Below are 25,011 nucleotides of genomic sequence, written 5' to 3'. Positions count from 1 at the left end.
TTCTGTCAGGTGGCGCGTTCTGCCAGATACGCGAAGGTCAGATCAGCGCCTGTGTCTCGATCTGTGGTGGCATCATCACCGGGGCCTCGGCGGAATGAAGACCCGCAGCCTGCCCACCCGTGGTGAGTTTGACGCCAATCGCCAGGCCAATGGCGGCGGTCAGACCGAGAATACGCACTGTATCCAGACGGTCGTCCAAGGATGTGCCCAGCCGGTCACGCAGCGGTGTGCTTAGCAGTGTCATCAAGCAGCTCCCTTTCGGTTTCGCAGATCTGTCTGCGGGTTGGCCCGGCTCATTGGCGCGCTGTGCTCGGGGTCATTTCGGCCAGGCTCATGGTGTCATCATAGAGATAAAACGCAGCCGTCAGCAGGTTCCGTCGCTCAAATCGCCGTGACGGTCATTTTTTGCCGACCGCTTTGCGTTTTTCGCTTGCAGCTCTGCCAGCGAATGACTAAATCCCCCTCACCGAATGGCAGCGCGGGCGTAGCTCAGGGGTAGAGCATAACCTTGCCAAGGTTAGGGTCGGGCGTTCGAATCGCCTCGCCCGCTCCATTTGGACAGCAGAAAGGCCACCGCTTGCAGACGCAACGGTGGCCTTTTGTGTTTCTGAAATCCGGCGTAGCCTCTGGCTTGCGCGGAATCATTTCAGCGCCTAAGAACAGAGCGGGAACAGCTGCAACAGCAGCACGAGAACAGGTGATACGGCAGCATGCTCACATCGGTAGAACTCTGCGCAGGGGCAGGCGGTCAGGCACTGGGGCTTGAGAAGGCCGGATTTGACCACACCGCGCTGGTTGAAATCGACAAACACTGCTGCGCCACCCTGCGCCACAATCGCCCCCAGTGGAACGTGCTGGAGGAGGATGTGCGCGCCTTCAAGGAGGAGGCCGACGCCTATCACGGCATCGACCTTCTGGCCGGCGGCCTGCCCTGCCCGCCGTTTTCCGTCGCGGGCAAACAGCTCGGCGAAAAAGACGAGCGCAACCTCTTTGACGATGCCATCGAAATTGTCGCCGCCACCCGGCCCCGCGCGGTGATGATCGAAAACGTACGTGGCTTCCTTGATGCGGTGTTCCATGATTACCGCGAGAAGCTGAAGACACAGCTCGCCAAGCTTGGGTATGAAACCGACTGGCGGCTGCTGAATGCCTCTGATTATGGCGTGCCGCAGCTGCGCCCACGGGTGGCCATCGTTGCCCTGCGCAAGGAATTCTCCGGCCAGTTCAACTGGCCCGATCCCCTGCCGCATAATCCGCGCACGGTGGGCGAAACGCTGCTCGACCTGATGAAGGAACGCGGCTGGCGCGGGGCGGAAGACTGGGCTGCCAAGGCCGATGAAATCGCCCCGACCATTGTCGGCGGGTCCAAGAAACACGGCGGGCCGGATCTGGGTCCGACACGGGCGCGGCGCGCCTGGGCAGCCCTCGGCGTCGAGGGGCGCACCATCGCCTATGAGGCGCCGGACCCCTTCCACAACGACATGCCGCGCCTCACCGTGCGGATGGTGGCGCGCATTCAGGGCTTTCCCGACAGCTGGCATTTCACCGGCGCCAAGACCAATGCCTATCGACAAGTCGGCAATGCGTTCCCGCCCCCGGTAGCGGAGGCAGTGGCCCGCCAGATCCGCCAGGCCATTGCACGCCCCAGCCTGAAGGTTGTCACCGCGCCCGCCGCCGGGCGCTGAGGTGCATTGACATGCCGGGCCTGATTCACGTCTGCTCCGATAGGCCACGCCCTGCCCTGTCACCTTTCCAAAAATACTCACCCCGCCGCTGCGGATCAGCACAGGGCGCGCGATGAAACAAAAGCTGCCGCCCAGCCAGGTCAGCCCCGGTCACGCCGATCACGCACTTCTGGCCGCATTGGCGCAGGACATCACCACCCGCGCGGGTGGACTGATGGAGCTGACCCGCAGCGTTCCCGCAATGCTGCGCGATTGCATCGATGATGTGATCCTGACCGCCAAGACCGGTCGGCGCGCCTATGAGGATCTGGAAAAAACCGAGAAGACCTATATCGGCACGCGGGTAGAGATTGAGCTGCGCGCGCTGCTGCGACTGCCCAAGGGGCGGCTGGACACCGAAATCCTCGGCCATGATGTGGATATCAAACACACGATGGGCAGCAACTGGATGATCCCAACCGAGGCGGTTGATCAGCCCTGCATTCTGGTGGCAGCAGATGAGCCACGCGCGCGCTGTTATCTTGGCCTGATTGTGGCACGGCGCGATTACCTGACCGCCGGTCAGAACAAGGACGCCAAACGGTCGATCTCGGCGCAGGGGTTTGAGAATATCCTCTGGCTGCTGTGCGATCAGCCATACCCGGCCAATTTCTGGCGCCTGCTGCCAGAGGCCACGGTGGAGGACATCTTTGCCGGGGACAGCGGCAATGCGCGGATGGCGACCCTGTTCCGGACAGTGCAGCGCCAGCCGATCCCGCGGGATGTCGTGGAGGCGGTGGCCGCGCAGAAGGATTTCATGCGGCGGATCCGCTCGGACGGCGGCCATGGCACCCGCGATCTGCTGGCCCGCGATGGCATCGTGATCCTTGAGGGACGCAAGGACGCACAGCTGATCCGCGCGCTCGACCTGCCCCATTGCAGCGCATCCGAATTCATCTCCGCGCAGCTGACCACCCTGGCAGAGGCCCGGCTGGCGGCGAGCGCCGGCCACGCAGGGTGTGAAGATTTTTTCAGCCAGCCGTAAAAAGCCGCTGTTTTCCTATTGCAGCCCTGCGCGCAATTGCCTATTCACCGCTTCACCGGATGGCAGCGCGGGCGTAGCTCAGGGGTAGAGCATAACCTTGCCAAGGTTAGGGTCGGGCGTTCGAATCGCCTCGCCCGCTCCATCAGGACAGAAAGGCCGCTCATCTGAGCGGCTTTTTCTTTGTCTAATAAAAACATCGGATTAGAAGATATCCGCCGGATCAGCTCTGGCGCCGAAACGCAGGCCTGCCAGCGCGCGTGCTCTGCCTGGTTTTGCTATTTTCTGCGATGGCGGGTCATTTTCCCTCTTGCGGGGGCTGCGGCAATTTCCTAAATACCGCCTCACCAAATGGCAGCGCGGGCGTAGCTCAGGGGTAGAGCATAACCTTGCCAAGGTTAGGGTCGGGCGTTCGAATCGCCTCGCCCGCTCCATTTGGACTGCAAAGGCCGCTCTTCGGAGCGGCCTTTTGCGTTTCCGCCTTCGACTGCGCACCTCATGCGGCCTGCGCGGAATTGGCGCAAAGATTTGATCAAATTCCTTTGACGCGACTCTCAAAACCCGCCAATGCTGTGGCTCAAGGGGGTGCAAACCCCATCGCCGATATGCCGCCACCGCGGCACCCCAGCTCAGGAGGACAACAGCCCATGGCCCCGGTCATCTATCCCACCACCAATTTCACCGCCACCGAACAGCTCTGTCTTGAGCGGGGCGAAGGCATCTATGTGTTCGACAGCGACGGGCGTAAATATATAGAAGGGCTGGCGGGTCTCTGGTGTACCTCTCTGGGCTACAGCAACACCGAGGTGATGGATGCGATCACCGAGCAGCTGCACAAGCTGCCATTCTCCCACACCTTTGGCGGCAAGACGCATCAGCCGATTCAGGATCTCGCCGACAAGCTGGCGGCGATGGTGCCGGTGGAGGATGCCTATATCTTCTTCGGCAACTCCGGCTCGGACGCCAATGACACGCATTACAAGATGCTGCGCTATTACTTCAACGCCATCGGCAAGCCGGAAAAGCGCAAGATCATCACACGCGAACGGGGCTACCACGGGGTGACCGTCGCAGCCGGTTCGCTGACCTCTCTGCCCGCGAACCTGGCGCATTTCGACGCGCCCCTGGAGGCGCTGAGCATCCTGCGCGCCGACTCGCCGCATTACTACACCGCCCGTCAGGGCAATGAGACCGAGGCACAGTTTGTCGAGCGGATCCTGCAAAACCTTGAGGATCAGATCCTTGCTGAGGATCCCGACACGATTGCCGCGATGATCGTGGAGCCGATCACCGGTGCCTCGGGCGTGATCGTGCCGCCGGATGGGTATTATGAGGGACTGCAGGCGCTTTTGCGCAAATACGGCATTCTGATCTGGGCGGATGAGGTAATCTGCGGTTTTGGCCGCACCGGCGCCGATTTCGGTTGCACCACCATGGGCATCACGCCGGATCTGATGACTTTCGCCAAGCAATTGTCCTCGGCCTATTTCCCGATCTCCGCCTCGGTCATTCCGGGCTGGATGTATGAGGCGATGGTGGATCAGACCAATGAGGTGGGCGTCTTCGGTCACGGCTATACCTACTCCGGCCACCCCGCCGCCTGTGCGGCAGCGCTGAAGACGCTGGAGATTTACGAGCGTGACAACCTGTTTGAGCATGCCGCCGAGGTGGGCAGCTATTTGCAGGCGCAGCTGCGCGAGATTTTCACCGACCATCCGCTGGTGGGCGAAGTGCGCGGCAAGGGCCTGATCGCGGCGCTGGAACTGGTGTCGAACAAAACCACCGGCGCGAGTTTTGACAAAGGGCGTGCCGGGGCAACTGCGCAGCGGCTGTGCCAGGACAATGGGCTGATCCTGCGGGCGGTGGCCGGTAATGCCGTGGCGCTGTGCCCGCCGCTGATCATCACCCGCGAGGAGGTCGACGATATGCTGACCCGCCTGAAGACGGCGATTGATGCCAGCTACGAGGAGCTGAAGGCCGGTGGCCATCTGGCTCACTGACGCGAAGAAGCGCGGCAATTAAGACTGTGAAATCCACGGCAGCGGCGTCAGATTATGGCGCCGCTTTTTCGTGGCCAGCAGGTCCGTCGCAGTGGGCCGCCAGAAGACCCATGAGGTCAGTAATGTCACAATCCTGCGGTTTTTCCCCGTGAACGGACCGTAAATTACTGCGAGGCTTATCCTATTCCAAAGGTGTTCCAAGCCTGCATTTCAGCACCAGTTGATTTTGTGATCCCACACGGCTCTGCGGTCAGATGGTTTCGGGGGGAACCAGAAGGTCCTGGACCTGTGGGATACAGAGCGCCAGTGGATCCGGGGACCACTGTATCCGGTAGGTCGGGGAAACCGGGGCAAGGGAGATGGCGTGGTACGGACCCGCGCCACTCCCCCCGCTGCCCCGAAACACTATGGCAGATCAGAACACCTTGAAGGTCATTGTGGTCAGCGACCGCTCAATCCCCTCGATGACCAAGAGCTGATCATTGATATATTTGCCAACATCCTGATCGCTGGGAATATAAAGCTTCATCAACAGATCGTAATCACCGCTGGTGGAATAGAGTTCAGAATGAATTTCACGCAGCGCAATCTCTTCGGCGACCTTGTAGGTGGTACCGGGTTTGCAGCGGATCTGGATAAAGACGCAGGTGGACATGGTGCCCCTCAACTGTTTGGGAATGCGGTATGTGGCCGCCAAGCTGACACGCAGACGCGGCGGAGGCAATCCCCGGCGCGGCATCCCGCAAGGCCTTCGCGGTCGAATGGCGCAACAGTTTTGCGCCAATTGCTGCGGCAGGCTTGAGCGCGCCCCCGCCCTGCCCCTATAAGCGGCGCAGGATATCAAGGACATGCCGACCATGCGTAGCGCTCAGATCACCCGCAAGACCGCCGAAACCGAGATCACTGTCGAGATCAACCTCGACGGGACCGGTGCCTATGACAACCAGACCGGCGTCGGCTTTTTCGACCATATGCTGGACCAGCTGTCGCGCCATTCGCTGATCGATATGACCATCCGCGCCAAGGGGGATTATCACATTGATGATCACCACACGGTCGAGGATACCGGCATCGCGCTGGGTCAGGCGCTGGTTGCGGCCCTTGGCGACAAGAAAGGCATCAACCGCTACGGCGAATGCCACCTGCCGATGGATGACGCCCAGATGCGCTGCGCGCTGGACCTGTCGGCGCGCCCGTTTCTGATCTGGAATGTGAATCTTCCGACCCAGAAGATCGGCACTTTCGACACCGAACTGGTGCGCGAGTTCTTTCAGGCTCTGAGCACCCATGGCGGCATCACCTTGCACATTGATCAGCTGCATGGCTTCAACAGCCATCACATCGCCGAAGCGGCGTTCAAGGCTGTGGCCCGCGCGTTGCGCACCGCCGTGGAGACAGATCCGCGCAAAGGCGATGCCATCCCATCGACCAAAGGCGCGCTGTAAGATGCTGACCGCGATTATCGACTATGAATCCGGCAATCTTCACTCTGCCGAGAAAGCCTTTCAGCGCATGGCACGGGAGGTGGATGGCGGCGAGGTCGTGGTGACGTCGGATGCAGATGTGGTGGCGCGGGCCGACCGGTTGGTGCTGCCCGGGGACGGCGCCTTTCCAGCCTGCGCAGAGGAGCTGCGCGGCCATCGCGGCATCTATGAGGCCATGGTGGAAGCGGTCGAACAGAACGGTCGCCCCTTTCTGGGGATCTGCGTTGGCATGCAGCTGATGGCCACCACCGGTCATGAATACCGCGACACACCGGGGCTTGGCTGGGTTCAGGGTGACGTGGTCAAGATCACGCCCAGCGACAGCGCGCTGAAGGTGCCGCATATGGGCTGGAACAATCTGGTGATCGACCATGACCATACGATTTTTGACGGCATCACATCCGGTGATCACTGCTATTTCGTGCATTCCTACCATTTTCGGGTGAACGACCCGGCCGAACGGCTGGCGCATGTGGATTACGGCGGCGATGTCACCGCTGTCATTGGCCGTGACACCATGGTGGGGATGCAGTTCCACCCGGAGAAAAGCCAGGATATCGGCCTGCGGATGATCGGGAACTTCCTGACCTGGACACCGTAACGCAGCCATCGGCATATCACGACATCTGGAAAGCCGCCTGCTGCGCAGGTGGCTTTTGTATTTGAGTATTTATGGAAAGATGACAGGCGCGGCGACGGTCAGGCAGCAGCCATGCGCAAGGACATCGGCGCCACGCCATAGGCCTTGCGAAAGGCACGGCTGAAACCTTCGGGGCTGTTATAGGCGTAGCGGCGGGCCACGGCATCGACCCGATCACCGCGCGACAGATCCTGATGCGCGAGAATCAGCCGCCAGCGGCGCAGGTATCCGATGGGGGTTTCTCCTACCTCCGCGGCGAAAACTTCGGCAAAACGCGACAGCGATAGTCCCGCGACCTCCGCCAGATCGGCATTGCTCCAGAGGCGGCCCGGGTGATCATGCATGGCGACAATCGCCCGGCTGAGCCGCGGGTCCGCCAGCCCGGCCAGCAGCCCCGGCTCGGTCGCACCATTCTGAAGCTGATTGCGCAGCAGATGCACCATCAGCACCTCCCCCAGCCGGTTGATCACCGATTGCGCCCCACAGCGCCCGGCCTCTGCCTCCCCCCGCATTGCACGCACCAGGGCCTGCACCTCCGGGGCGCCGGAGATGTCATAATCAACCTGCGCCGGAAGCGCGGCCAGAAACGGGTTGCGGCGGCCAGACCACTCCACCCGCGCCGCCCACATCACCGCAGCAGAGGTGCGCATCGGCGAACTCTCAGTCGTATAATAGCGGATACGCACAGGCTCCCGCTCGGGACCCGCAAGGGCGATAAGGTTCGCCTGCCCCGGCTCTGCGGCGCACACGCTGAGCTGAAAACGATCCATCAATGTGGTCAGTCGGTCCATGAAATCGGATTTATCATCATGTTTTTCGGATTTAGATGATCCTAATATGCGCAAAGGTGGAAAACAAGTCACCAACATTGCTAGCTGACAAGGACCCTGCTCATGCTAATGCCACGCCAAAAGACACCAGATCTGACCCTACCGACACTGGACCACGGCACCTTCGACCTCTCGTCAGAGGATGCGACACGGGGCACCGTGATCTGCTTTTACCGCGGATTGCACTGCCCGATCTGTGCCAACTATCTGACCGAACTGGAAAAGCGGGTTGGTGATTTTGCCAGCCGGGGCGTGGCCTGTATCGCCGTCAGCAGTGACGGCGAGGAGCGGACCCGTGCAATGGCTGACAAGATCGGCGCTGAGGCGCTGCGGTTCGGCTATGACCTGTCGCTGAATGTCGCCCGCCAGTGGGGGCTGTATCTGTCCACGTCGCGCGGGAAGACCTCGATCGGGATTGAGGAACCAGCGCTGTTTTCCGAACCCGGCCTGTTCATGGTGACGCCTGAGCAGACGCTGTATTACGGATCGGTGCAGACCATGCCGTTCGTGCGCCCGCATTTCTCGGAACTGGTTTCGGCACTGGATTTTGCCATCGCCAATGACTACCCCGCACGCGGCGAATACGACGGCGACGTCTGATCACGGGCATCAGATCAATGACGGGAAGGCATCTGGCCGCAGGGGGCTGTGGCCAGATGGCAACCGGACGCCACATGGCAATGTGAAATCCACGCGAGAATGGATGGACAGTGGGGGCGCACACGGGCATACACCGCAAACCCAGATATCCCCAGTCTTTTGCAGGTCGCGGCCCGGTGCAGATCCGTCTCGAAAAATTCGACTATATTGAAGGTCAACACCGCTATTGCGTGCTGAACCTGAGCCAGACCCTGTTCGGGGAGTGGTGTGTCGAACAGACCAACGGTCCGCTGGGAGAGGCCGGGGGTCAACAGCGGCGCAGCTACTACACATCCCAGGAAACCGCCCTGGCAGCTGCCGAGAAACATCGCGATCGCCAGATCAAACGCGGCTTCGTGCCGATCCCGGTGCAGCTGGGACTGTTCTAGGGCCCTGCCCCCAGTATCCGCACACCGATCACAAAAAAGGGCGCCGACCTGATGTCGCCGCCCCCTTATGTCCCGATCATCTCGTGTGATCTTGAAAAGCGCGCTTACTTCACCCGGCTCCAGGTCTGTTTGGAGCAGATCAGACCGCCTGCCACGCAGCCCCGCAAGGCCAGCGATTTGCCGGACAGGTTCATTTTGCCGGTATAGATCTTGTTGTTGGAGGGGCGCCAGACCTTGCCCGCGTAAGAGCCATCGCCATTCGCCACCATGTCAATCACCAGCGTTTTGCCGATATTGGGCGATTTATACTCCCCCTCAGCATTGAACGTCCGGCTGATCTTGCCGCAAACGGCTGCACCACAGGGCGCCATGGTGACATGGGCATATGAGCCGTCATCAGGCTGCGTTTTCCAGGTGCCCAGCACCGGATCAGCTGAGGCCATGCCCGCCAGACCCAATGCACAGGCGATACCAAGTGCCAGTTTTTTCATGTGTCATCCTCCCTTTTGCAGCCAGTCTGGCCGCCAAGAGGCAATTCAGGCAAGCTTGACCTCGGGTCGCGTTGCAATCCGGCCTGGCCTTGTGCAAAAGAGGCCAGCTTAGTTTTATGAAGGACCGGCCAGATGATCCTCTACCCCGCAATCGACCTCAAAGATGGCCAGGCCGTTCGCCTGCTGCATGGTGATATGGAGAAGACCACCGTCTTCAACGATGACCCGGCAGCGCAGGCGCTGGAGTTTGTCGAGGCAGGCTGTGACTGGCTGCATCTGGTGGATCTGAACGGGGCCTTCGCGGGTGAGCCGGTCAATGCGGCCCCGGTCGAGGAAATCCTGAAGCGCTGCAAGGTTCCGGCCCAGCTGGGCGGCGGCATTCGGGATATGGCCACCATCGAACGCTGGATCGACAAAGGTCTGGCGCGGGTGATCCTGGGCACCGTCGCGGTGGAGAACCCCGATCTGGTCCGCGAGGCGGCGCGCGCTTTCCCCGGCAAGGTCGCTGTCGGCATTGATGCCCGCAATGGCCGCGTCGCCACCAAGGGCTGGGCCGAAGAGACCGATGTCATGGTAACGGATCTGGCAAAATCCTTCGAGGATGCCGGTGTTGCCGCGATCATCTACACTGATATTCTGCGCGATGGCGCCATGAAAGGCCCGAATGTCGAGGCCACAGCGGCGCTGGCAAATGCCGTGAGCATTCCCGTGATCGCCTCCGGCGGGGTTTCGTCACTGGCGGATCTGCAGGCGCTCAAATCCTGCGGCGCGCCTTTGAATGGCGCGATCTCCGGCCGGGCGCTTTATGATGGTGCAATTGACCTCGGCGAGGCCTTAAAGATCCTGAAGAGCTGATCGTCACCTTCTGGCTGAAAACACCCCGGGGGAGAGCAGCGATTGAGAAACCGTCCAGCGGACGGTTTCTCCTGTGAAGGGGGCAAGTGCCCCCTTCCCTCATTTTAGACGCCTGCCAAAGCAAGGGGCAGCCCGCGACGTGTCTACTCTGTGGCCGCCGCCGTCAGCTTGCCAAGCGCGCCCTGCATCTTTGCCACGGCCTCCGCATCGGCGGGAACATCCAGCCCCGCAAGCATCTCTGCCGGATCTTCATAGGTCAGCCAGACCTGCCCCTCTGCGTCCTGATACGCGAGGACTTTCAGCGGCAGGAACAGCCCGGCGCGCAGATCCGCCTGCATCACAGGGGTGCCCAGTTTGGGATTGCCAAAGATCAGCAGCTGCGCGTCACCAAGCGACAGATCCACCTTCTGCGCCCCGGCGGCATGGTCCACACGGGCAAACACCGTGGCGCCAGCCCCCTCTACGGCGGCCTGCAGCGCATCCATGGTCTCAATCACCGGTTTCTGGCTTGGTATTTTGATCAGGTCAGCAGCGGCGGGAATAGCGGACATAACAGCAATGACTCCGGCGAGGGCAAGGGATTTGATCATAACGACAGCTCCGAATTGGGGAATGAATGCCCCAAGAACAAGCCAGCACAGTCCTGTGTACAATTCACATCTTTGGCATCGGCAAGCCTGCGCCACAGGGTCGCGGCCGACACTCCGGCCCCTGCGGCACCGCGCCCGCTTTCCATCTGTCGCAAATTGACGTTTATTGCGCCGCAATAGTGCCGTTGATCTCTCCGGTGCCAAGACCACAATGGAACTCAGCCTATGCCCCGCGTCCGCAAGACCCGCCTCCCCGACAGCGCCCGTTTGTGGCAGATGGTCTCGCCCGGCGATTTCATCGACGGCTATGCGGTTGAAAGCCCGCTGTCCCCGCGGGAAGCGGCCGATATTGGTCTGTCGATGCCAGGATGGGCATCAGCCCTCTTGCGCCTGCGCAACGCGATTGTGCGCCCGTTGGGACTGAAAACCGAGGTGAGTGACACCGGCGAGGGTGCGATCTTTCCCGTCACCTTTGAAGACAGTCGCGAATTGATCCTGGGCGCAGATGACAGTCATCTGGATTTCCGCATCACCGTCTTACGCCATGACGGGCAGATTTACATGGCCACCTGGGTTCACCGGCATAATCTCCTTGGGCGCATCTATCTGGCGCTGGTGATGCCGTTTCACATCCTGATTGTACGGGACAGCATGCGCCGCATCGCGCGGCACAGCCCCGCGATTGCATCCCAACCACCCGCGCAGTAAGACAGGGCCAACCCCAGCGGCAAAGGGATCCTCCATGCTGAAAACCCGCATTATCCCCTGTCTCGACGTGGCTGATGGCCGCGTGGTCAAAGGTGTGAACTTCGTTGGCCTGCGCGACGCCGGTGATCCGGTTGAGGCGGCCAAAGCCTATGACGCTGCCGGCGCGGATGAGATCTGCTTTCTGGATATTCATGCCACCCATGAAAACCGTGGTACCATGTTCGATATGGTGCGGCGCACGGCGGAGCAGTGTTTCGTACCGCTCACCGTCGGCGGCGGGGTGCGCACCAAAGAAGACGTTCGCGCCTTGCTCTTGGCCGGGGCCGATAAGGTCTCGTTCAATTCCGCAGCGGTGGCCAACCCGGATGTGATCCGCGAGGCGGCCGAGCAGTTCGGCAGTCAGTGCATTGTCTGTGCCATCGACGCCAAGACGGTGGCCCCCGGAAAATGGGAAATCTTCACCCATGGCGGGCGCCGCGCAACCGGCATTGATGCGGTTGAATTTGCCCGGCTCGTGGTGGCCAAAGGTGCGGGAGAGATCCTGCTGACCTCAATGGACCGTGACGGCACCAAATCGGGTTTCAACCTGCCGCTGACCCGCGCCATTTCGGATGCTGTCGATGTGCCCGTGATCGCCTCTGGCGGCGTCGGCACACTGGATCATCTGGTAGAGGGTGTCACCGAAGGCGGCGCCAGCGCGGTTCTGGCGGCCTCGATCTTTCACTTTGGCGAATTCACCGTTCAGGAGGCCAAACAGCATATGGCCGCTGCCGGCATCCCGATGAGGCTGACATGACCCTGCTGCACGATCTTGAGACCACTATTCTGTCCCGCAAGGGGGCTGATCCGGACAGCAGCTGGACCGCCAAACTGCTCGCCAAAGGGCCGGAGAAATGCGCCGAGAAATTCGGTGAGGAGGCCATTGAGGCCATCATCGAGGCGGTGAAGGACAACAAGACCGGACTCGCCTCCGAAGGCGCGGATGTGCTGTATCATTTTCTGGTGATGCTGGCGGCACGCGATGTGGCGCTGGATGACGTGCTTCAGGTGCTGGCAGATCGTCAGGGTCTAAGCGGCATTGCCGAGAAGGCCGCCCGCCCCAAGGGCTGACATCCAGCCCATGCGGCGGGTCAAGGGAGGCGCAGCCTCCGCGCGGCACGCGCGGCTTGCCCTTGACGCGCGAAGAACCATTACAATCGACAAGGCCCTTTAAGGGCAGGCCTGCCCCTAAAGGGCATCTCAGCACATCTTCTGCGCCGCGCAGCGGCGCCCGGCCCAACCGTGGAGGCCGTCCTTTAGGACGGCAGCAGCGGGCGGGAGCCCCCTGTCGCGATAGTTCCTTACGAACCTACAGCTTGGACGAAATGATCCCGGTGGCAAAACCGCCCATGCGCAGCTCTCCGAACAGGCGCTGATATTCGATCTTCGGACACCGGTCCTGGATCACCGTGAGACCTGCAGCCTCCGCCTTTGCTGCGGCCTCGGCATGCTCTACGCCGATCTGCATCCAGATCGTCTGCAACCCTTTGCAGACCTCCAGCGCCTCCTCCACGATGGGGGGCACCGCCTCAGAGCGGCGAAAGATGTCGACCATATCGACCGGCTCCTGAATATCACTCAGGCTGGCGTGAATGGTCTGACCAAACAGGGACTTTCCCGCATGACCCGGGTTCACCGGCAGTACCCGGTAGCCCTTGAGGCCGAGATACCGCGCCACGTAGTAGCTGGGACGGACCGGATTGGTGGAGACACCGACCACCGCGATGGTCTTGTTGCGTGTCAGCACATCTTTCAGATGCTGGTCGGTATAGTCTGGCATCGCTCCCCCGTCTGCGCTGGTCTCAAATCGCTCTGCCACAGTGGTCTGACGATCGTTGTGCCAGTCCTGACCGTATCGCGTGGCGCATTGCGTGCAAGGCCAATTGCGTCCCGTAGGTCCATCAGAAATCGCGCGCGCCCTACGACGCAAGAAAAAAGCGCCCGGGATCAGGCCCGGGCGCAAGGTATGGAACGAGGGACAGTGAAAAAGATCTGCGAAGGTTCCAATTCGCAGTCTGTTAATAATATGGGGTGAGCCGTCGATTTTGAAAGGGAACCTCTCAAATTCGTGACATTTCTCTCGCGTGGCCAGTCACATACGGAGCCAGCCACATACGGATCTGCCAGGGCAATTCTGTGCCGCAGGCTCAGGCGCGGGGCCGCGCCTGCGGATCACTTTCGCAGGATCTTGGGCCAACGCCCTTCAGCGGCGGAGATCAGGGCTTGCTGCTCGGCCTGCCAGGCGGCCAGCGCGCTTGGATTGTTCAGCAGATAGAGCCGACCGTCGGCAATCACCCAGAGCGTGGGATCGCCGGGCGCCAGATACCCTTTGGAGAGCGCATAGGCGCAATAGCCCCCAAACCGGGGCGCATAGGCACGGGGATTAAGCTCAAACCGCTCCTGATTCTGCGAGGAGGCAAAGCGCCAGACGGCCCCGTGCCACAAGATCGCGTGGGTCTGCTGGCCCAGCACGGCCGTCCCGTCCTGAAAAAACGCCACCACATCATGGCCACCAACGGCCACCCCTCTTGGTGCGGAGACTAGCGTCGGATCGGCGCGGGCCGTCTCAGGCATCAGCGTTGCCGCCATGGCAACCACACTGCCAAGCCCCAGTACAGCCACCATTGACCTAAGGGCAGCCCCCAAACGCCGGGACGCCAGCCCACCCATGTGCGGTACGCAGGTCTTCAGGATCTGGCGATATTCTTGGCTGAGCATGGCAAGGCGGCTGGTCACGGGCAGGCGGGGTCCTTCATCGGGGGCCGTTCAGGCTTGGGTGCAGACGGGCACATGCCCGCGACGATTTCACGACAAGTCTGCCCGGCAGACAGGCCCCTGCAAAGGGAGGATACGCATTTGTGATAGGCCTGTGAGGGCGCTCTGACATTGTCAGGATGGACCTCTCACAGGCCGGTTTGGGGTCGCTAGCGCCAATTAGCGAGGCAACGACGCGTAAAGCGCAATCGCCGCCGCATTGGAAACATTCAGCGAGCCAAAGCCACCGGCGGCATCGATCTTGACCAGATGATCCACGGTTTCCTTGGTTTTTTGCCGCAGACCCGGCCCCTCTGCTCCGAGGACCAGCGCCACGGGATCGCCTTTGCGCCCGTCCAGAACCGCCTCGATGGTCTGCTCTGCCTCGCCATCAAGGCCCAGCACCAGAAAGCCCATCCGCTGCAATTCGACGATTGTGTCTGCAAGGTTGCGCATGCGCAGATAGGGCTGGCGCTCAAGCGCACCGCTGGCGGTTTTGGCAAGCGCGCCGGTCTCTGGTGCGGAATTGTGTCGTGTGCCGATGACTGCGCTGGCGCCCAGCACCTCTGCCGAGCGCAGGATTGCGCCCACATTGTGAGGATCCGTCACCCGGTCCAGCAGCAACACGCGCGGAACCTCCGCGCCGATGCAGTTCTCGTCCAGCCCGCCCCAATTCAGCGGCTTCACTTCGAGTGCAGCGCCCTGATGAACCGATTGCTTGTCTATCGGTGGGTTGAATTTGCGCGGGTCGATCACTTCAGCCTCAACCCCGGACTGGGCTATGGCATCGGCCAGTTTTGCCTCGGCGTTCTGGGTCACCATCAAACGCAGCTTTTCGCGCTTGGGATTGAGCAGCGCATCGCGCACCGCATGCAGACCAAACAACCATACCGTTTCCGCCGAGGCTGCCTTTTTGGACTGCTCTTTTTCGACGACCCATTTGGGTTTTTTAGACATATTGCTCTCCAGCAGAAAGAAATCAGGACCCGCGTGAAAAACTTTCGTTTTTCCGGTTGACGCCCCTTTGGCCTGCTTGTAATCACGCCTCCACATCAGGTGCAACACGCAACTGATTGTGGGCGACAGGCCGCAAGGTGTGGCAGGGGACTGTAACTCCCTCGCGGAGACGCACGCCTGGTTCGATTCCAGGGTCGCCCACCATCTTCTCTCTTTCAGCAGTGCTAAGCAAGAAGATGGTGGCAGCAGTCGCCAGGCTGAAATCCGCATTCAACCACCTGATTTGTAATGCAATTCCCTATTGCGCGTCTCGTTTTCTTGCGTCTGCGCATGGTGCCCTTTGACATCAGCTGCGGCGGGTCAGCCCAAAAAACCGGCGCGGTATCCCGCACCGGTTGGTCAGATCTGTCACTCGATCAAGGACGGTCTCAGCCCTCTTTCGCAGCCTCTGAAACGGCGGAATGGACCCAGTTCACGAGTGCATCAAGATCAGGTTCAGCCTCCTGTGCCAGCCCGTCACAGAAGCTTTGAAACGCCTCGACATTCATCCGGTTGACGCCGGAGACCACCACCGCGCCCCGCGCCAGTGCCTCGCCGATGACAGGGCGCATTCCCCGCCCGTCCGCTTCATGTTTGCCGAATTTATTCACCAGCAAAACCTGTGGTGCGGGGTCCTGCCCCAACGCCGCCGTGACCTGCCCCACCGCGCGCTCCAGCGCGTCGGGGTTCAATCGACAGCCGCGGGCCTCTGGGCCGAGGGATTGCGAAATCCGAATGGTTTCACCGGCCGGCAACACCCGCACATCCATGTCGCACAGCGCATTGTCATAGCATTCCGTATTGGTCTGCACGATCCCGGCCAGCCGCAGCCCGTCAGCCTGCAGCCGCTCGGCAAGAGCGGTCAGCAGCTTGTCGGTGGCGCCGCGTTCTTGGGTCATAACATAGGACAGATGCATTGCAGCCTCTTATTCTTTGATTTCCGGCCACAGGCTAGCGGCAAAGCCGCGCAACTGCCAGAGGCGCAATTGCCACGCGGCATGCGACTTTGGCCGCAGACGTATTCAGACGCGCCGCGCCAGCATCAGCACCGGATCATAGGTAAGGCGCACGCCACCCTGATGGGGAAAGCGGCTGCGATAGGCATCTTCAAACGCCTGCAGCCTGCCACGGCTCCAACCGCCGCGAGATTGGCCGTTTACGCCAGTGTCCCGCAGGTGGTGCAACACCGCGCGCGGGCTGTCAAACCTGAGGACGATAGGTGCCTGTCGCAGCTCGATCAGCTGCAGCCCCTCAGGCAGCACCCCCGCCCATTGGTGATGATCCATGTAATTTGGTGCCGCAGCATCAGAGCCGAGTGCGACCAGCTCGTGAAAATGCGCCGAGCCGAAACCGGAGAGTGCAAGCCAGCCACCGGGGCACAGCGCGGACTCAAACCGGCGCAAAAGGAATGGCAGGTCGCTGACCCACTGGACGACAGAAGCCGCCGCAATCAGGTCGAGGGTATCGGGCAGGCTGATGTCTTCAATCCGCCCCGGCAGAAAGCTCGCGGATTGCCCATGTGCCCTCATGATCGGCACCAAACCAGCCTCCGCGTCAGGTACCAGATCGTTGAGCGTGAGGCGCGCAACCGACAGATCGCGCAGCAGCGCATCCGTCAGATGGCCAGTTCCCGCCCCGAATTCAAACAGATGCGAAAACGGTGTCTGCCCCACGTGCTTGGCCAGAAGCGCCGACAGCTCCGCAGCTATCTGCGCCTGCGCAGAAGCAGCCCCGTGATAACTGCCGAGCCCCCGGCGAAAGGCGCGCGCCACGCGGGCGGTATCCACGGCTGGGGGTGTCAGATCCTTCATGAGATCAGCGCCTGCCAGCTGTCGAAGTGATCAAACGGCGCATGGGCCGCTGCGGGCAGCTCCCGGATTGTCGCGTCCGCCCAGGCCCGGTGCTGATTTTCGGGTGGAAAAATTCGATCCCGCCCGGCGATCCAGACCTGATCGAATGCTACAACAGACGCCGTTCCGCGCGCCGCAACCGCGTGCAGTTCGGCGCGGCGGGCATCGATGTCGACCGCATGCGGGGGCTGCGGGGCATTGAAGGTCCGGCGCAGGAACTGGGCAAAGCTCTGTTCGCTCAGCCCCTCTGCGGTCTTGGCCATTACCGCTGGCGGGATACCGCGCGTCTCATCCACCGGCGTAAGGGTTCCATTGACTGCGACCTTGCGATCGAAGGGGTCGGCGCGCCCCTCCTGCCAATGGGCATAGGACGCCACGCCAAAGGACCACGCCAGCAGAGTGACATGGTCGTAGCCAGACAGATCCGGAAGGTCCGCATCAAGGTTGCGGTAATCGTTCACGAATACAAGATCCTGCGCGCCCGCAAGATGATCAAAGACGCCCGGCCCGACGGCCCATCCGCCAAAGATCACGATGGCCTCGCCTGCTTGGTTCCGTTTGAGCCAGCGGACCTCCATAATCTACAACTCCCGCGCCAGCCGCAGCATGCCTGCGGTGATCTGGCTCAGCTGATCCGGCGTCGTGATGAAGGGCGGCATGGTATAGATGTTCTTGCCGAAGGGGCGCAGGAAGACGCCCATATCATGGGCACGGGCGTGGGCCTCATCTGCGGAGACGGGATGTTTCATCTCGATGACGCCAATGGCGCCCAGAACCCGCACATCCGCCACATTGGGCAGCTCGCGCGCCGGTGCCAGTTCAGACTGCATCTGCTCTGCAATCCCCGAGACAGTTCCGCGCCAGTCCTGCCCGGTCAGCAGATCCAGCGAGGCCTTGGCCGCAGCGCAGGCCAGCGGATTGGCCATATAGGTTGGACCGTGCATGAAAATACCGGGATTGCCGCCGCCCACGCCTTCCGCGACGCGGTCATTGGTCATGGTGCAGGCAAAGGAGATATGCCCGCCGGTCAGCCCCTTGCCCAAACAGATGATATCCGGTTCCGCGTCGCAGAAATTGGTGGCGAACAGCGCGCCGGTACGGCCAAAACCAGTGGCGATCTCGTCGAAGATCAGCAGGATACCCAGTTCATCGCACAGCGCACGCGCCTGGTTCAGGTATTCCGGGTGGTAGAAATACATGCCGCCAGTGCCCTGCACCACGGGTTCCAAAATGAAGGCGGCGATCTTCTGCGCGTTGGCTTCCAGCACGGTGCGCAGTTCTCCCAGACCGTTTTGTGCCAGATCATCGCTCCAACCCTCATTTATGCGGACCGGCGGGCGGGAGACGAAATGCTGCACGCTCAGTGCGCCCTGGAACAGGTGGTGCATGCCGGTGTCCGGGTCGCAGACGCTCATCGCCTTCCAGGTATCGCCGTGATAGCCAGAGCGGATGGTGGCAAACTCCTTGCGCTCTGGCTGGCCGATGGCGTGCTGATACTGCACCGCCATCTTCATCGCTACCTCGACCGAGACCGAACCGCTGTCGCAATAGAAGATCCGCGTCAGACTTTCGGGGGTGATCTCCAGCAGCTTGCGGCCCAGGTCGATGGCCGGATCGTGGGTCAGCCCGCCGAACATCACATGCGGCAGGGTGTCGAGCTGGGCGTGAATGGCCGATGTGATCGCCGGGTTCCTGTGGCCGTGCATCATGCACCACCAGGACGACATCGCGTCGATCAGCCGGGTGCCGTCGTCGAGCGTGATGTGGACGCCCTCGCTTTCCATGACCACAAAGGTCGGGCCGGGTTTGGCGACATTGGTGTAAGGGTGCCAGAGGTACTGCTGGTCGAACTCCAGCTGGGTGAGGTCTGCCGCGCTCATGCCGCCTCTCCTTGGGCCAATGCCTCCCTGATCAGGTCCACCCGAATGCTGGCCTGAAAGGCAACCGCCAGCGCGTCAGAGGTCAGCTCGCCCAGCACCGGCAGCCGCCCCAAATGCGCCACTTTGCCGAACTGGCAAATGGTTTCCTCCACCTCCGGCTCGGCGTCACCTATGAAGGCCACGCCCACAACCAGACAGCCCGCATCGCGCAGGGCTTTCAGCGACAGGAGGGTGTGGTTGATCGTGCCCAGCTGCGTCCGCGCGCACAGGATCACCGGCGCGCCCCAGCGGGCAAACAGGTCGAGATACAGAACCTTACGGTTCAGCGGCACCATCAGCCCACCGGCCCCCTCGGCCACCAGCACGCCGTTGGCTTCGGGCAAGTCCAGCGTATCCGGGTCGATCTCCACGCCCTCGGCCTCCGCCGACAGATGCGGCGAGGCTGGCAGCTGCAACAGATACCCCTCGGGCAGCGCCGGGCGGCCTGACAGGCGTGCGACGGTCTGGCTGTCGGTCTCCTCCTCCAGCCCGGATTGCACCGGCTTCCAATAGGTTGCACCCAGCGCCTGCACCAGGCCGGCCGAAAAGATGGTCTTGCCGATGCCAGTATCGGTTCCGGTGACGATCAGCGCGCTCATGGCCTTTTCTCCATTTCCCGGGCGAGGTCTTCAAACATCCGGGTGATGACCTGTGCCCCCGTGTTCAACGTGATCGACAGCCGCAGCCGCGAGGTGCCGCGCGGCACCGTTGGCGGGCGGATGCCGCGAATGTCATAGCCGTGGCCTTGCATCGCTGCTGCCAGCGCCATGGTGCGTTTGTCGTCACCGATCACCACCGGCAGGATCTGGCTGTGATAGCCCTCCAGACCGCAGAGGCGTTTGGCCTCTGCTTGCGCATGGGTGATCCCCTGCCACGCCTGTTCGCGGCGGCCCGTGTTCTGTTGCAGCTCAGCCAGGGCTGCCCGTACCAGTGCGGCGTTCAGCGGTGACGGGGCGGTGGCAAAAATAAACCCGCGCGCCTTGTTGATCAGTGTCTCGATCAGTACCCGCTGACCGCAGATGAGCGCGCCAGAGGCCCCCAGCGCCTTGCCGCAGGTGTGCAGGGACAGGACGTTGGGACGGTGCGCAATGCCGTGTGCCAGCCCGCGGCCCAGATCGCCGAACACGCCTGTGGAATGCGCCTCATCCACCACCAGCACCGCGCCGTCCGCATCACACAGCGCCATTAGCGCATCCAGCGGCGCCAGGTCGCCGTCCATCGAATAGACCGCCTCAACCGCGATCCAGACCTGGCCGGTGCCACCTGCAGCACGCCAAGCCTTCAGCACCCGCGAAGCGTCTTCCGCATCACTGTGGGTAAAGCTGCGTGTTTCTGCCCGGCCCAGCCGCATCCCGTCATGGGTGCTGGCATGGATCAGCGCGTCGTACAGCACCAGATCGCCCTGCTGCGGCAGGGTCGAGAAGATCGCTTGATTGGCGGTGAAGCCGCCGCCCATGAACAGCGCCGCCTCGGCGCCGAAAAACGCCGCCGCCTCTGCCTCCAGCAGTTGATGTTCGGCGTCATTGCCGCGCAACAGGCGCGAACCGCCTGCCCCGACCGGCACCCCGCGCGCCAGCGCATCGGTGGCAGCGGCGCGCAGCACATCGCTGCCCGCCAGCCCAAGGTAGTCGTTTGAGGCAAAGTCATGCCCGTCCCGCGGCATCAGCTGCCGGTAGCGCCCGCGATTGCGCAGCGCTTCCAGCGATGTCTCATGCCTCGGGAAGGCGCCCGCCATCAGCGGCTGCCGTCACATCCCGCCGCCATGGCGGTGATGCCCAGACGGTCGAACAGCTGCTGGTCCTTGTCCTCTTCCGGGTTGTCAGCGGTCAGCAGCGTGTCACCGACAAAGATCGAGTTGGCACCGGCAAAGAAGCACATCGCCTGCATCTCGTCCGACATATCGGTGCGGCCTGCGGAGAGGCGCACGTGGGACTTCGGCATCAGGATCCGGGCCAGCGCCACGGAGCGGACAAATTCGATCGGGTCCAGCTTCTCGACATTGGCGAGCGGCGTGTCGGCGATCGGGATCAGCATGTTCACCGGCACCGAGTCGGGATGCACCTCCAGCGTGGCCAGCGCCAGCATCATGTCGATGCGGTCCAGCTGCTGCTCACCCATGCCGACAATACCGCCGGAGCACACTTTGATGCCCGCCTCGCGCACCCGGTTCAGGGTGTCAATCCGGTCCGCGAATGTGCGGGTGGTGATGATCTCGGAGTAATACCGCTCGGAGGTGTCGATATTGTGGTTGTAATAATCCAATCCGGCATCGCGCAGACGGAACACCTGGTCTTCCTCCAGCATACCCAGGGTCATGCAGGTCTCCATCCCGAGATCCTTGACCCCCTGCACCATCGCCTCAAGTGCGGCCATATCGCGGTCCTTGGGCGAGCGCCAGGCGGCGCCCATGCAATAGCGTGTCGCGCCGCCTTCCTTGGCTTTTCTGGCCTCGGCAATCACCCGCTGCACCTCGATCAGCTTGGAAGCCGAGAGCTGCGCGCCGTTGCGGGCCGACTGCGAGCAATAGGCGCAATCCTCGGCGCAGCCGCCGGTCTTGATGCTGAGAAGTTTGGATTTCTGCACCTGGTTGGGGTCGAAATACTGCCGGTGCACAGTGTGTGCCTGAAACAGCAGGTCCATGAAAGGCGTGTTGTAAATCGCTTCCGCTTCCTCGCGGGTCCAATCGGTGCGGATGGGTGCAGCGTCCAGCATGCTGTCTCCTGTTCTCTCTACCTGATGGCCATACGCGGATGGCGTTATCGTTTTATAGATAACTTGACGGGTCACGATCAAGCATAAAGCTGCAGTGCAGCGAATTCACTCCACCTCTCAACTATTACCAATTTATATTACTGTTATTTAACGATAATAATAATCTATAAAATAAGACATTGACGGGGAGACCATATCTCCCCTACCCCTAAAGCACGCAGGGGAGTCCCGCCAAGGGGACTGAGAGGCGTTTAGGTGCGGGACATTCCGGACCGGCGGCGCGACCCTTTGAACCTGACCCAGTTGATACTGGCGTAGGAAGCTAGGCGCGCATGGCTGCGGGAATTGTACACCCCCTGACGTCTTGCGTTGACTGAACAAGGGGGTCGTACGCCCTCTGTTTCCCGAGCCAAACCTCATCTGGTGTCTTTTCCAAGTCTAGGCTTCGAGGAGCACCAACATGAATGTCCCCAATCCCAAAATCACCACAGGCGCATTGCCCGCATCACGCAAGATCTACGTCAGCGGAGAGGTCCACCCGGACATCCGCGTACCGATGCGGGAAATCTCCACCCACCCCACCGCGGGCGAAGCACCGCTGCCGGTCTATGACAGCTCCGGCCCCTATACCGACCCGGATGTGCTGACCGATATCCGCCAAGGCCTGCCGCAGCTGCGCCGTCAGTGGATAGAGGCACGCGGCGACGTCGAAAGCTACCAAGGCCGCGATGTAAAACCCGAGGACAACGGATTCGTTGAGGGTGACCGTCTGACGCCGGAATTCCCGGTGAAACCCGCTCCGCTGCGGGGCAAGGACGGCACAGCACCAACCCAGCTGGCCTATGCCCGCGCCGGCATCATCACGCCGGAGATGGAATACGTGGCAATCCGCGAAAACCAGCTGCGCGAACTGTCCCCCTGTCACCGCGATGGCAACGACTTTGGCGCCAATATCCCCGATTACGTGACGCCGGAGTTTGTCCGCGATGAGATCGCCGCCGGTCGCGCCATCATCCCCGCAAACATCAACCACCCCGAGATTGAGCCGATGATCATCGGTCGCAATTTCCTGGTCAAGATCAACGCCAACATGGGTACTTCGGCCGTCACCTCCTCGATGGAGGAGGAAGTCGACAAACTGGTCTGGGCGATCCGTTGGGGCGCCGACACGGTGATGGACCTGTCGACGGGGCGCAACATCCACAACACCCGCGAATGGATCGTGCGCAACTCGCCGGTTCCGATCGGCACTGTGCCGATCTATCAGGCGCTGGAGAAGGTGAACGGCATCGCCGAAGACCTGACTTGGGAAGTGTTCCGCGACACGCTGATCGAACAAGCCGAGCAAGGCGTGGATTACTTCACCATCCATGCCGGCGTGCGCCTGCATATGGTGCCGATGACCGTCGAGCGGGTGACAGGGATTGTGTCGCGCGGCGGCTCGATCATGGCGAAGTGGTGCCTGCATCACCACAAGGAGAGCTTCCTCTATGAGCATTTCGAGGACATCTGTGACATCTGCCGCCAGTATGACGTCAGCTTCTCACTGGGCGATGGCTTGCGCCCCGGCTCCATCGCCGACGCCAATGACGAGGCGCAGTTTGCCGAGCTGGAAACCCTGGGTGAGCTGACCAAGATCGCCTGGGCCAAGGACTGCCAGGTGATGATCGAGGGGCCGGGCCATGTCGCCATGCACAAGATCAAGGAAAACATGGACAAGCAGCTGGAGTGCTGCCACGAGGCACCGTTCTATACGCTGGGGCCGCTGACCACCGACATCGCGCCGGGGTACGACCACATCACATCCGGCATCGGCGCGGCGATGATCGGCTGGTTCGGTTGCGCGATGCTGTGTTACGTGACGCCCAAGGAGCACTTGGGCCTGCCCGACCGCGACGACGTCAAGGTGGGCGTGATCACCTATAAGATCGCGGCCCATGCGGCTGACCTCGCCAAGGGTCTGCCGGGTGCGCAGCGCCGCGATGATGCGCTGTCCCGCGCGCGGTTCGAATTCCGCTGGGAAGATCAGTTCAACCTGTCGCTGGACCCGGACACCGCGCGCGAGTTCCACGACCAGACCCTGCCCAAGCAGGCGCATAAGGTGGCGCATTTCTGCTCCATGTGCGGTCCGAAGTTCTGCTCCATGCGGATCAGCCACGACATTCGCGCCGAGGCGCAGAAGGAAGGCATGGAGGCGATGGCCGCCAAGTTCCGCGAGGGCGGCGAGCTGTATGTGCCGGCCCCCGAGGCTGCGGAACCTGCGGAATGATCACCATAGCAGGTGCAGGCCTCGCGGGCCTCGCCTGCGCCTATGAACTGGCGCAACGCGGGGCCGCTGTGCGGGTCTATGAGCGCGCAACCGAGATCGGCGCGGGCAGTGTCTCGCGCTATGCAGGCGGCATGCTGGCGCCCTGGTGTGAACGCGAAAGCGCCGAGGAGGAGGTGATCACCCTCGGTGGCCGCGCCATCGACTGGTGGGCCAAGGTTACGAGCGTCCACCGGCGCGGCACACTGGTGGTTGCGCCCCCCCGCGACCGGGCAGAGATCACCCGCTTTGCCCGTCGCACCACCCAGTACCGGCGTGTTGACGGGCCCGAGATTGCAGAGCTGGAACCCGCCCTCGCGGGGCGATTTTCGCAGGCGCTGTTTTTTGATCAGGAGGCGCATCTGGACCCGCGTCGCGCCATCCGGGATCTGGCGGCGGCAGTCTCTGCTCTCGGGGTTGAGATCTCCCTTGGCACGGATGCACCCGGCGCTGTTGATCTGGATTGCCGAGGCATCGCCGCCGCAGGACGGCTAGCAGATCTGCGCCCGGTGCGCGGAGAAATGGCCATTCTGCATTGCCCGGAGGTGAAGATCAGCCGCACGCTTCGGCTTCTTCATCCGCGCATGCCGCTCTACCTCGTGCCGCGGGGAGGCGGGCGGTTCATGATCGGCGGCACGATGATCGAGAGCACATCAGCGCGCGCGATCACCCTGCGCTCGCTCAGTGAGTTGCTGAATGCTGCCTTCACGCTGCATCCCGGATTTGCCGAGGCCAGCGTGGTGGAAACCGGCGCAGGCCTGCGCCCCGCCTTCCCCGACAATCTGCCCCGCCTTCATCAGGACGGCGGGACGCTATTCCTCAATGGGCTGTACCGCCACGGATTTCTGCTGGCGCCCGCCATGGCGCAGCAGGTGGCGAACCGCCTGAGACCGGAGACACAGGATGAAAATCATCGTGAACGCCAAACCGCATGAGCTGCGCGCTGGCACCCTCGACGAGGCTCTGCAACAGCTCGGCTATGCCCAGTCCGCAGTTGCAACCGCCGTCAACGGGCAGTTCGTGGCCCGCGCCGCCCGTCCCGGAATTCAACTGGCGGACGGAGATCGGCTGGAGATCCTGACGCCGATGCAGGGAGGCTGAGCA

At 62.0% G+C, this 25,011-nt stretch carries 29 protein-coding genes, 4 tRNA genes and 1 riboswitch; of the genes, 18 read left to right on the top strand and 15 right to left on the bottom strand.

Annotation, left to right across the window (positions count from 1 at the left end):
• Positions 1 to 37 precede the first annotated feature (37 nt).
• Entirely contained in the window at positions 38 to 244 is a 207-nt protein-coding gene (locus J4721_RS02260; RefSeq protein WP_014874060.1) for a hypothetical protein, read from the bottom strand.
• Between the two features lie 234 nt (positions 245 to 478).
• On the opposite strand from J4721_RS02260, the gene J4721_RS02255 reads away from it, so the two are divergent.
• From J4721_RS02255 to J4721_RS02230, 6 genes are all read left to right on the top strand, one after another.
• Positions 479 to 553, top strand: a tRNA-Gly gene (locus J4721_RS02255).
• 157 nt (positions 554 to 710) lie between these two features.
• The gene (locus J4721_RS02250) at positions 711 to 1,685 is read left to right on the top strand and encodes a DNA cytosine methyltransferase (protein ID WP_014874059.1); all 975 of its coding nucleotides are present in this window, start codon (positions 711 to 713) and stop codon (positions 1,683 to 1,685) included.
• Between the two features lie 112 nt (positions 1,686 to 1,797).
• Positions 1,798 to 2,709 (top strand): NaeI family type II restriction endonuclease, encoded by a 912-nt coding sequence (locus J4721_RS02245; protein WP_014879508.1) that lies wholly within the window; start codon positions 1,798 to 1,800, stop codon positions 2,707 to 2,709.
• Between the two features lie 67 nt (positions 2,710 to 2,776).
• Positions 2,777 to 2,851: transfer RNA gene (locus J4721_RS02240), tRNA-Gly, on the top strand.
• Between the two features lie 214 nt (positions 2,852 to 3,065).
• Positions 3,066 to 3,140: transfer RNA gene (locus J4721_RS02235), tRNA-Gly, on the top strand.
• 213 nt (positions 3,141 to 3,353) lie between these two features.
• Positions 3,354 to 4,706 (top strand): aminotransferase, encoded by a 1,353-nt coding sequence (locus J4721_RS02230; protein ID WP_211002017.1) that lies wholly within the window; start codon positions 3,354 to 3,356, stop codon positions 4,704 to 4,706.
• Positions 4,707 to 5,121: 415 nt separating this feature from the next.
• Here J4721_RS02230 and J4721_RS02225 read toward each other — a convergent pair whose 3' ends face one another.
• Positions 5,122 to 5,361: an Lrp/AsnC family transcriptional regulator gene (locus J4721_RS02225; RefSeq protein WP_014874056.1), complete on the bottom strand. Its 240-nt coding sequence runs from the start codon at positions 5,359 to 5,361 to the stop codon at positions 5,122 to 5,124.
• Positions 5,362 to 5,563: 202 nt separating this feature from the next.
• Here J4721_RS02225 and hisB point away from each other — a divergent pair, with 202 nt between their 5' ends.
• Positions 5,564 to 6,151, top strand: coding sequence for an imidazoleglycerol-phosphate dehydratase HisB (hisB, locus tag J4721_RS02220; protein ID WP_102877576.1), 588 nt, complete (start codon positions 5,564 to 5,566; stop codon positions 6,149 to 6,151).
• Between the two features lies 1 nt (position 6,152).
• A complete protein-coding gene (hisH, locus tag J4721_RS02215; protein ID WP_014874054.1) occupies positions 6,153 to 6,791 on the top strand; it encodes an imidazole glycerol phosphate synthase subunit HisH in 639 nt (212 codons plus the stop codon).
• 98 nt (positions 6,792 to 6,889) lie between these two features.
• On the opposite strand, the gene J4721_RS02210 is transcribed toward hisH, so the two are convergent.
• The gene (locus J4721_RS02210) at positions 6,890 to 7,621 is read right to left on the bottom strand and encodes an AraC family transcriptional regulator (RefSeq protein WP_211002016.1); all 732 of its coding nucleotides are present in this window, start codon (positions 7,619 to 7,621) and stop codon (positions 6,890 to 6,892) included.
• Between the two features lie 102 nt (positions 7,622 to 7,723).
• Between J4721_RS02210 and J4721_RS02205 the strand changes: the two genes are divergently transcribed.
• Both J4721_RS02205 and J4721_RS02200 read left to right on the top strand, forming a co-directional pair.
• A complete protein-coding gene (locus J4721_RS02205) occupies positions 7,724 to 8,260 on the top strand; it encodes a peroxiredoxin-like family protein (protein WP_014874052.1) in 537 nt (178 codons plus the stop codon).
• Between the two features lie 176 nt (positions 8,261 to 8,436).
• Positions 8,437 to 8,688, top strand: a complete 252-nt coding sequence (locus J4721_RS02200; RefSeq protein WP_014874051.1) for a WGR domain-containing protein — start codon at positions 8,437 to 8,439, stop codon at positions 8,686 to 8,688.
• A gap of 104 nt (positions 8,689 to 8,792) precedes the next feature.
• On the opposite strand, the gene J4721_RS02195 is transcribed toward J4721_RS02200, so the two are convergent.
• The gene (locus J4721_RS02195; RefSeq protein ID WP_014874050.1) at positions 8,793 to 9,179 is read right to left on the bottom strand and encodes a DUF2147 domain-containing protein; all 387 of its coding nucleotides are present in this window, start codon (positions 9,177 to 9,179) and stop codon (positions 8,793 to 8,795) included.
• A 132-nt stretch (positions 9,180 to 9,311) separates the two neighbouring features.
• Between J4721_RS02195 and hisA the strand changes: the two genes are divergently transcribed.
• Positions 9,312 to 10,034, top strand: coding sequence for a 1-(5-phosphoribosyl)-5-[(5-phosphoribosylamino)methylideneamino]imidazole-4-carboxamide isomerase (gene hisA / locus J4721_RS02190; protein ID WP_014874049.1), 723 nt, complete (start codon positions 9,312 to 9,314; stop codon positions 10,032 to 10,034).
• A 143-nt stretch (positions 10,035 to 10,177) separates the two neighbouring features.
• Here the strand turns inward: hisA and J4721_RS02185 are convergent, their stop codons facing one another.
• On the bottom strand, positions 10,178 to 10,624 hold the full coding sequence (locus tag J4721_RS02185) for a DUF302 domain-containing protein (protein WP_014874048.1): 447 nt from the start codon (positions 10,622 to 10,624) through the stop codon (positions 10,178 to 10,180).
• A gap of 225 nt (positions 10,625 to 10,849) precedes the next feature.
• Here J4721_RS02185 and J4721_RS02180 point away from each other — a divergent pair, with 225 nt between their 5' ends.
• The 3 genes from J4721_RS02180 to J4721_RS02170 are packed head-to-tail and all read left to right on the top strand — an operon-like array spanning position 10,850 to position 12,442.
• Positions 10,850 to 11,332 carry a DUF2867 domain-containing protein gene (locus J4721_RS02180; RefSeq protein ID WP_014879500.1) on the top strand — a complete coding sequence of 161 codons (483 nt, stop codon included), beginning with the start codon at positions 10,850 to 10,852 and terminating at the stop codon, positions 11,330 to 11,332.
• A gap of 34 nt (positions 11,333 to 11,366) precedes the next feature.
• Positions 11,367 to 12,128, top strand: a complete 762-nt coding sequence (gene hisF / locus J4721_RS02175; RefSeq protein ID WP_211002015.1) for an imidazole glycerol phosphate synthase subunit HisF — start codon at positions 11,367 to 11,369, stop codon at positions 12,126 to 12,128.
• Positions 12,125 to 12,442 (top strand): phosphoribosyl-ATP diphosphatase, encoded by a 318-nt coding sequence (locus J4721_RS02170; RefSeq protein ID WP_014874045.1) that lies wholly within the window; start codon positions 12,125 to 12,127, stop codon positions 12,440 to 12,442. Before hisF ends, J4721_RS02170 begins: the two co-directional genes overlap by 4 nt.
• Positions 12,443 to 12,680: 238 nt before the next feature.
• Here the strand turns inward: J4721_RS02170 and J4721_RS02165 are convergent, their stop codons facing one another.
• The 3 genes from J4721_RS02165 to rlmB form a co-directional block, all read right to left on the bottom strand.
• Entirely contained in the window at positions 12,681 to 13,151 is a 471-nt protein-coding gene (locus J4721_RS02165; RefSeq protein ID WP_211002014.1) for a CoA-binding protein, read from the bottom strand.
• 392 nt (positions 13,152 to 13,543) lie between these two features.
• On the bottom strand, positions 13,544 to 14,107 hold the full coding sequence (locus J4721_RS02160) for a YHS domain-containing (seleno)protein (protein WP_211002013.1): 564 nt from the start codon (positions 14,105 to 14,107) through the stop codon (positions 13,544 to 13,546).
• A 198-nt stretch (positions 14,108 to 14,305) separates the two neighbouring features.
• On the bottom strand, positions 14,306 to 15,082 hold the full coding sequence (rlmB, locus tag J4721_RS02155) for a 23S rRNA (guanosine(2251)-2'-O)-methyltransferase RlmB (protein ID WP_014879496.1): 777 nt from the start codon (positions 15,080 to 15,082) through the stop codon (positions 14,306 to 14,308).
• A gap of 120 nt (positions 15,083 to 15,202) precedes the next feature.
• On the opposite strand from rlmB, the gene J4721_RS02150 reads away from it, so the two are divergent.
• Positions 15,203 to 15,286: transfer RNA gene (locus tag J4721_RS02150), tRNA-Tyr, on the top strand.
• 224 nt (positions 15,287 to 15,510) lie between these two features.
• Here J4721_RS02150 and J4721_RS02145 read toward each other — a convergent pair.
• The 7 genes from J4721_RS02145 to bioB all read right to left on the bottom strand — a co-directional run bounded on the left by J4721_RS02145 (position 15,511) and on the right by bioB (position 21,602).
• Positions 15,511 to 16,038, bottom strand: a complete 528-nt coding sequence (locus tag J4721_RS02145) for a DUF2478 domain-containing protein (protein ID WP_211002012.1) — start codon at positions 16,036 to 16,038, stop codon at positions 15,511 to 15,513.
• Between the two features lie 105 nt (positions 16,039 to 16,143).
• Complete coding sequence (locus J4721_RS02140) at positions 16,144 to 16,932, bottom strand: methyltransferase (RefSeq protein ID WP_211002011.1); 789 nt, start codon at positions 16,930 to 16,932, stop codon at positions 16,144 to 16,146.
• Entirely contained in the window at positions 16,929 to 17,549 is a 621-nt protein-coding gene (locus J4721_RS02135; RefSeq protein WP_211002010.1) for a pimeloyl-ACP methyl esterase BioG family protein, read from the bottom strand. Before J4721_RS02135 ends, J4721_RS02140 begins: the two co-directional genes overlap by 4 nt.
• Before the next feature lie 3 nt (positions 17,550 to 17,552).
• Positions 17,553 to 18,851 (bottom strand): adenosylmethionine--8-amino-7-oxononanoate transaminase, encoded by a 1,299-nt coding sequence (gene bioA / locus J4721_RS02130; RefSeq protein ID WP_211002009.1) that lies wholly within the window; start codon positions 18,849 to 18,851, stop codon positions 17,553 to 17,555.
• Entirely contained in the window at positions 18,848 to 19,489 is a 642-nt protein-coding gene (gene bioD / locus J4721_RS02125) for a dethiobiotin synthase (RefSeq protein ID WP_211002008.1), read from the bottom strand. Before bioD ends, bioA begins: the two co-directional genes overlap by 4 nt.
• Complete coding sequence (locus J4721_RS02120; protein WP_102883189.1) at positions 19,486 to 20,625, bottom strand: 8-amino-7-oxononanoate synthase; 1,140 nt, start codon at positions 20,623 to 20,625, stop codon at positions 19,486 to 19,488. Before J4721_RS02120 ends, bioD begins: the two co-directional genes overlap by 4 nt.
• Positions 20,625 to 21,602, bottom strand: coding sequence for a biotin synthase BioB (bioB, locus tag J4721_RS02115; protein WP_102858131.1), 978 nt, complete (start codon positions 21,600 to 21,602; stop codon positions 20,625 to 20,627). Before bioB ends, J4721_RS02120 begins: the two co-directional genes overlap by 1 nt.
• A gap of 209 nt (positions 21,603 to 21,811) precedes the next feature.
• Positions 21,812 to 21,940, top strand: a riboswitch (TPP riboswitch).
• A 122-nt stretch (positions 21,941 to 22,062) separates the two neighbouring features.
• Here bioB and thiC point away from each other — a divergent pair.
• From thiC to thiS, 3 genes are read left to right on the top strand one after another with little or no spacing between them, the layout of a single operon-like run.
• The gene (thiC, locus tag J4721_RS02110) at positions 22,063 to 23,871 is read left to right on the top strand and encodes a phosphomethylpyrimidine synthase ThiC (protein ID WP_102869666.1); all 1,809 of its coding nucleotides are present in this window, start codon (positions 22,063 to 22,065) and stop codon (positions 23,869 to 23,871) included.
• On the top strand, positions 23,868 to 24,842 hold the full coding sequence (thiO, locus tag J4721_RS02105; protein ID WP_211002007.1) for a glycine oxidase ThiO: 975 nt from the start codon (positions 23,868 to 23,870) through the stop codon (positions 24,840 to 24,842). Before thiC ends, thiO begins: the two co-directional genes overlap by 4 nt.
• On the top strand, positions 24,811 to 25,008 hold the full coding sequence (gene thiS, locus J4721_RS02100; RefSeq protein ID WP_211002006.1) for a sulfur carrier protein ThiS: 198 nt from the start codon (positions 24,811 to 24,813) through the stop codon (positions 25,006 to 25,008). Before thiO ends, thiS begins: the two co-directional genes overlap by 32 nt.
• The last annotated feature ends 3 nt before the right edge of the window (positions 25,009 to 25,011 follow it).

The organism is Phaeobacter sp. HS011, from assembly GCF_018101215.1.
In the GTDB taxonomy this organism is placed as follows: Bacteria; Pseudomonadota; Alphaproteobacteria; order Rhodobacterales; family Rhodobacteraceae; genus Phaeobacter; species Phaeobacter inhibens.
This window is presented reverse-complemented; position numbering and strand designations above follow the sequence as displayed.

Coding starts and splice junctions, on each gene's coding strand:
- J4721_RS02260 (WP_014874060.1), bottom strand. CDS start 244: ATGACACTGCTAAGCACACCGCTGCGTGACCGGCTGGGCACATCCTTG.
- J4721_RS02250 (WP_014874059.1), top strand. CDS start 711: ATGCTCACATCGGTAGAACTCTGCGCAGGGGCAGGCGGTCAGGCACTG.
- J4721_RS02245 (WP_014879508.1), top strand. CDS start 1,798: ATGAAACAAAAGCTGCCGCCCAGCCAGGTCAGCCCCGGTCACGCCGAT.
- J4721_RS02230 (WP_211002017.1), top strand. CDS start 3,354: ATGGCCCCGGTCATCTATCCCACCACCAATTTCACCGCCACCGAACAG.
- J4721_RS02225 (WP_014874056.1), bottom strand. CDS start 5,361: ATGTCCACCTGCGTCTTTATCCAGATCCGCTGCAAACCCGGTACCACC.
- hisB (WP_102877576.1), top strand. CDS start 5,564: ATGCGTAGCGCTCAGATCACCCGCAAGACCGCCGAAACCGAGATCACT.
- hisH (WP_014874054.1), top strand. CDS start 6,153: ATGCTGACCGCGATTATCGACTATGAATCCGGCAATCTTCACTCTGCC.
- J4721_RS02210 (WP_211002016.1), bottom strand. CDS start 7,621: ATGGACCGACTGACCACATTGATGGATCGTTTTCAGCTCAGCGTGTGC.
- J4721_RS02205 (WP_014874052.1), top strand. CDS start 7,724: ATGCTAATGCCACGCCAAAAGACACCAGATCTGACCCTACCGACACTG.
- J4721_RS02195 (WP_014874050.1), bottom strand. CDS start 9,179: ATGAAAAAACTGGCACTTGGTATCGCCTGTGCATTGGGTCTGGCGGGC.
- hisA (WP_014874049.1), top strand. CDS start 9,312: ATGATCCTCTACCCCGCAATCGACCTCAAAGATGGCCAGGCCGTTCGC.
- J4721_RS02185 (WP_014874048.1), bottom strand. CDS start 10,624: ATGATCAAATCCCTTGCCCTCGCCGGAGTCATTGCTGTTATGTCCGCT.
- J4721_RS02180 (WP_014879500.1), top strand. CDS start 10,850: ATGCCCCGCGTCCGCAAGACCCGCCTCCCCGACAGCGCCCGTTTGTGG.
- hisF (WP_211002015.1), top strand. CDS start 11,367: ATGCTGAAAACCCGCATTATCCCCTGTCTCGACGTGGCTGATGGCCGC.
- J4721_RS02170 (WP_014874045.1), top strand. CDS start 12,125: ATGACCCTGCTGCACGATCTTGAGACCACTATTCTGTCCCGCAAGGGG.
- J4721_RS02165 (WP_211002014.1), bottom strand. CDS start 13,151: ATGCCAGACTATACCGACCAGCATCTGAAAGATGTGCTGACACGCAAC.
- rlmB (WP_014879496.1), bottom strand. CDS start 15,082: ATGTCTAAAAAACCCAAATGGGTCGTCGAAAAAGAGCAGTCCAAAAAG.
- J4721_RS02145 (WP_211002012.1), bottom strand. CDS start 16,038: ATGCATCTGTCCTATGTTATGACCCAAGAACGCGGCGCCACCGACAAG.
- J4721_RS02140 (WP_211002011.1), bottom strand. CDS start 16,932: ATGAAGGATCTGACACCCCCAGCCGTGGATACCGCCCGCGTGGCGCGC.
- J4721_RS02135 (WP_211002010.1), bottom strand. CDS start 17,549: ATGGAGGTCCGCTGGCTCAAACGGAACCAAGCAGGCGAGGCCATCGTG.
- bioA (WP_211002009.1), bottom strand. CDS start 18,851: ATGAGCGCGGCAGACCTCACCCAGCTGGAGTTCGACCAGCAGTACCTC.
- bioD (WP_211002008.1), bottom strand. CDS start 19,489: ATGAGCGCGCTGATCGTCACCGGAACCGATACTGGCATCGGCAAGACC.
- J4721_RS02120 (WP_102883189.1), bottom strand. CDS start 20,625: ATGGCGGGCGCCTTCCCGAGGCATGAGACATCGCTGGAAGCGCTGCGC.
- bioB (WP_102858131.1), bottom strand. CDS start 21,602: ATGCTGGACGCTGCACCCATCCGCACCGATTGGACCCGCGAGGAAGCG.
- thiC (WP_102869666.1), top strand. CDS start 22,063: ATGAATGTCCCCAATCCCAAAATCACCACAGGCGCATTGCCCGCATCA.
- thiO (WP_211002007.1), top strand. CDS start 23,868: ATGATCACCATAGCAGGTGCAGGCCTCGCGGGCCTCGCCTGCGCCTAT.
- thiS (WP_211002006.1), top strand. CDS start 24,811: ATGAAAATCATCGTGAACGCCAAACCGCATGAGCTGCGCGCTGGCACC.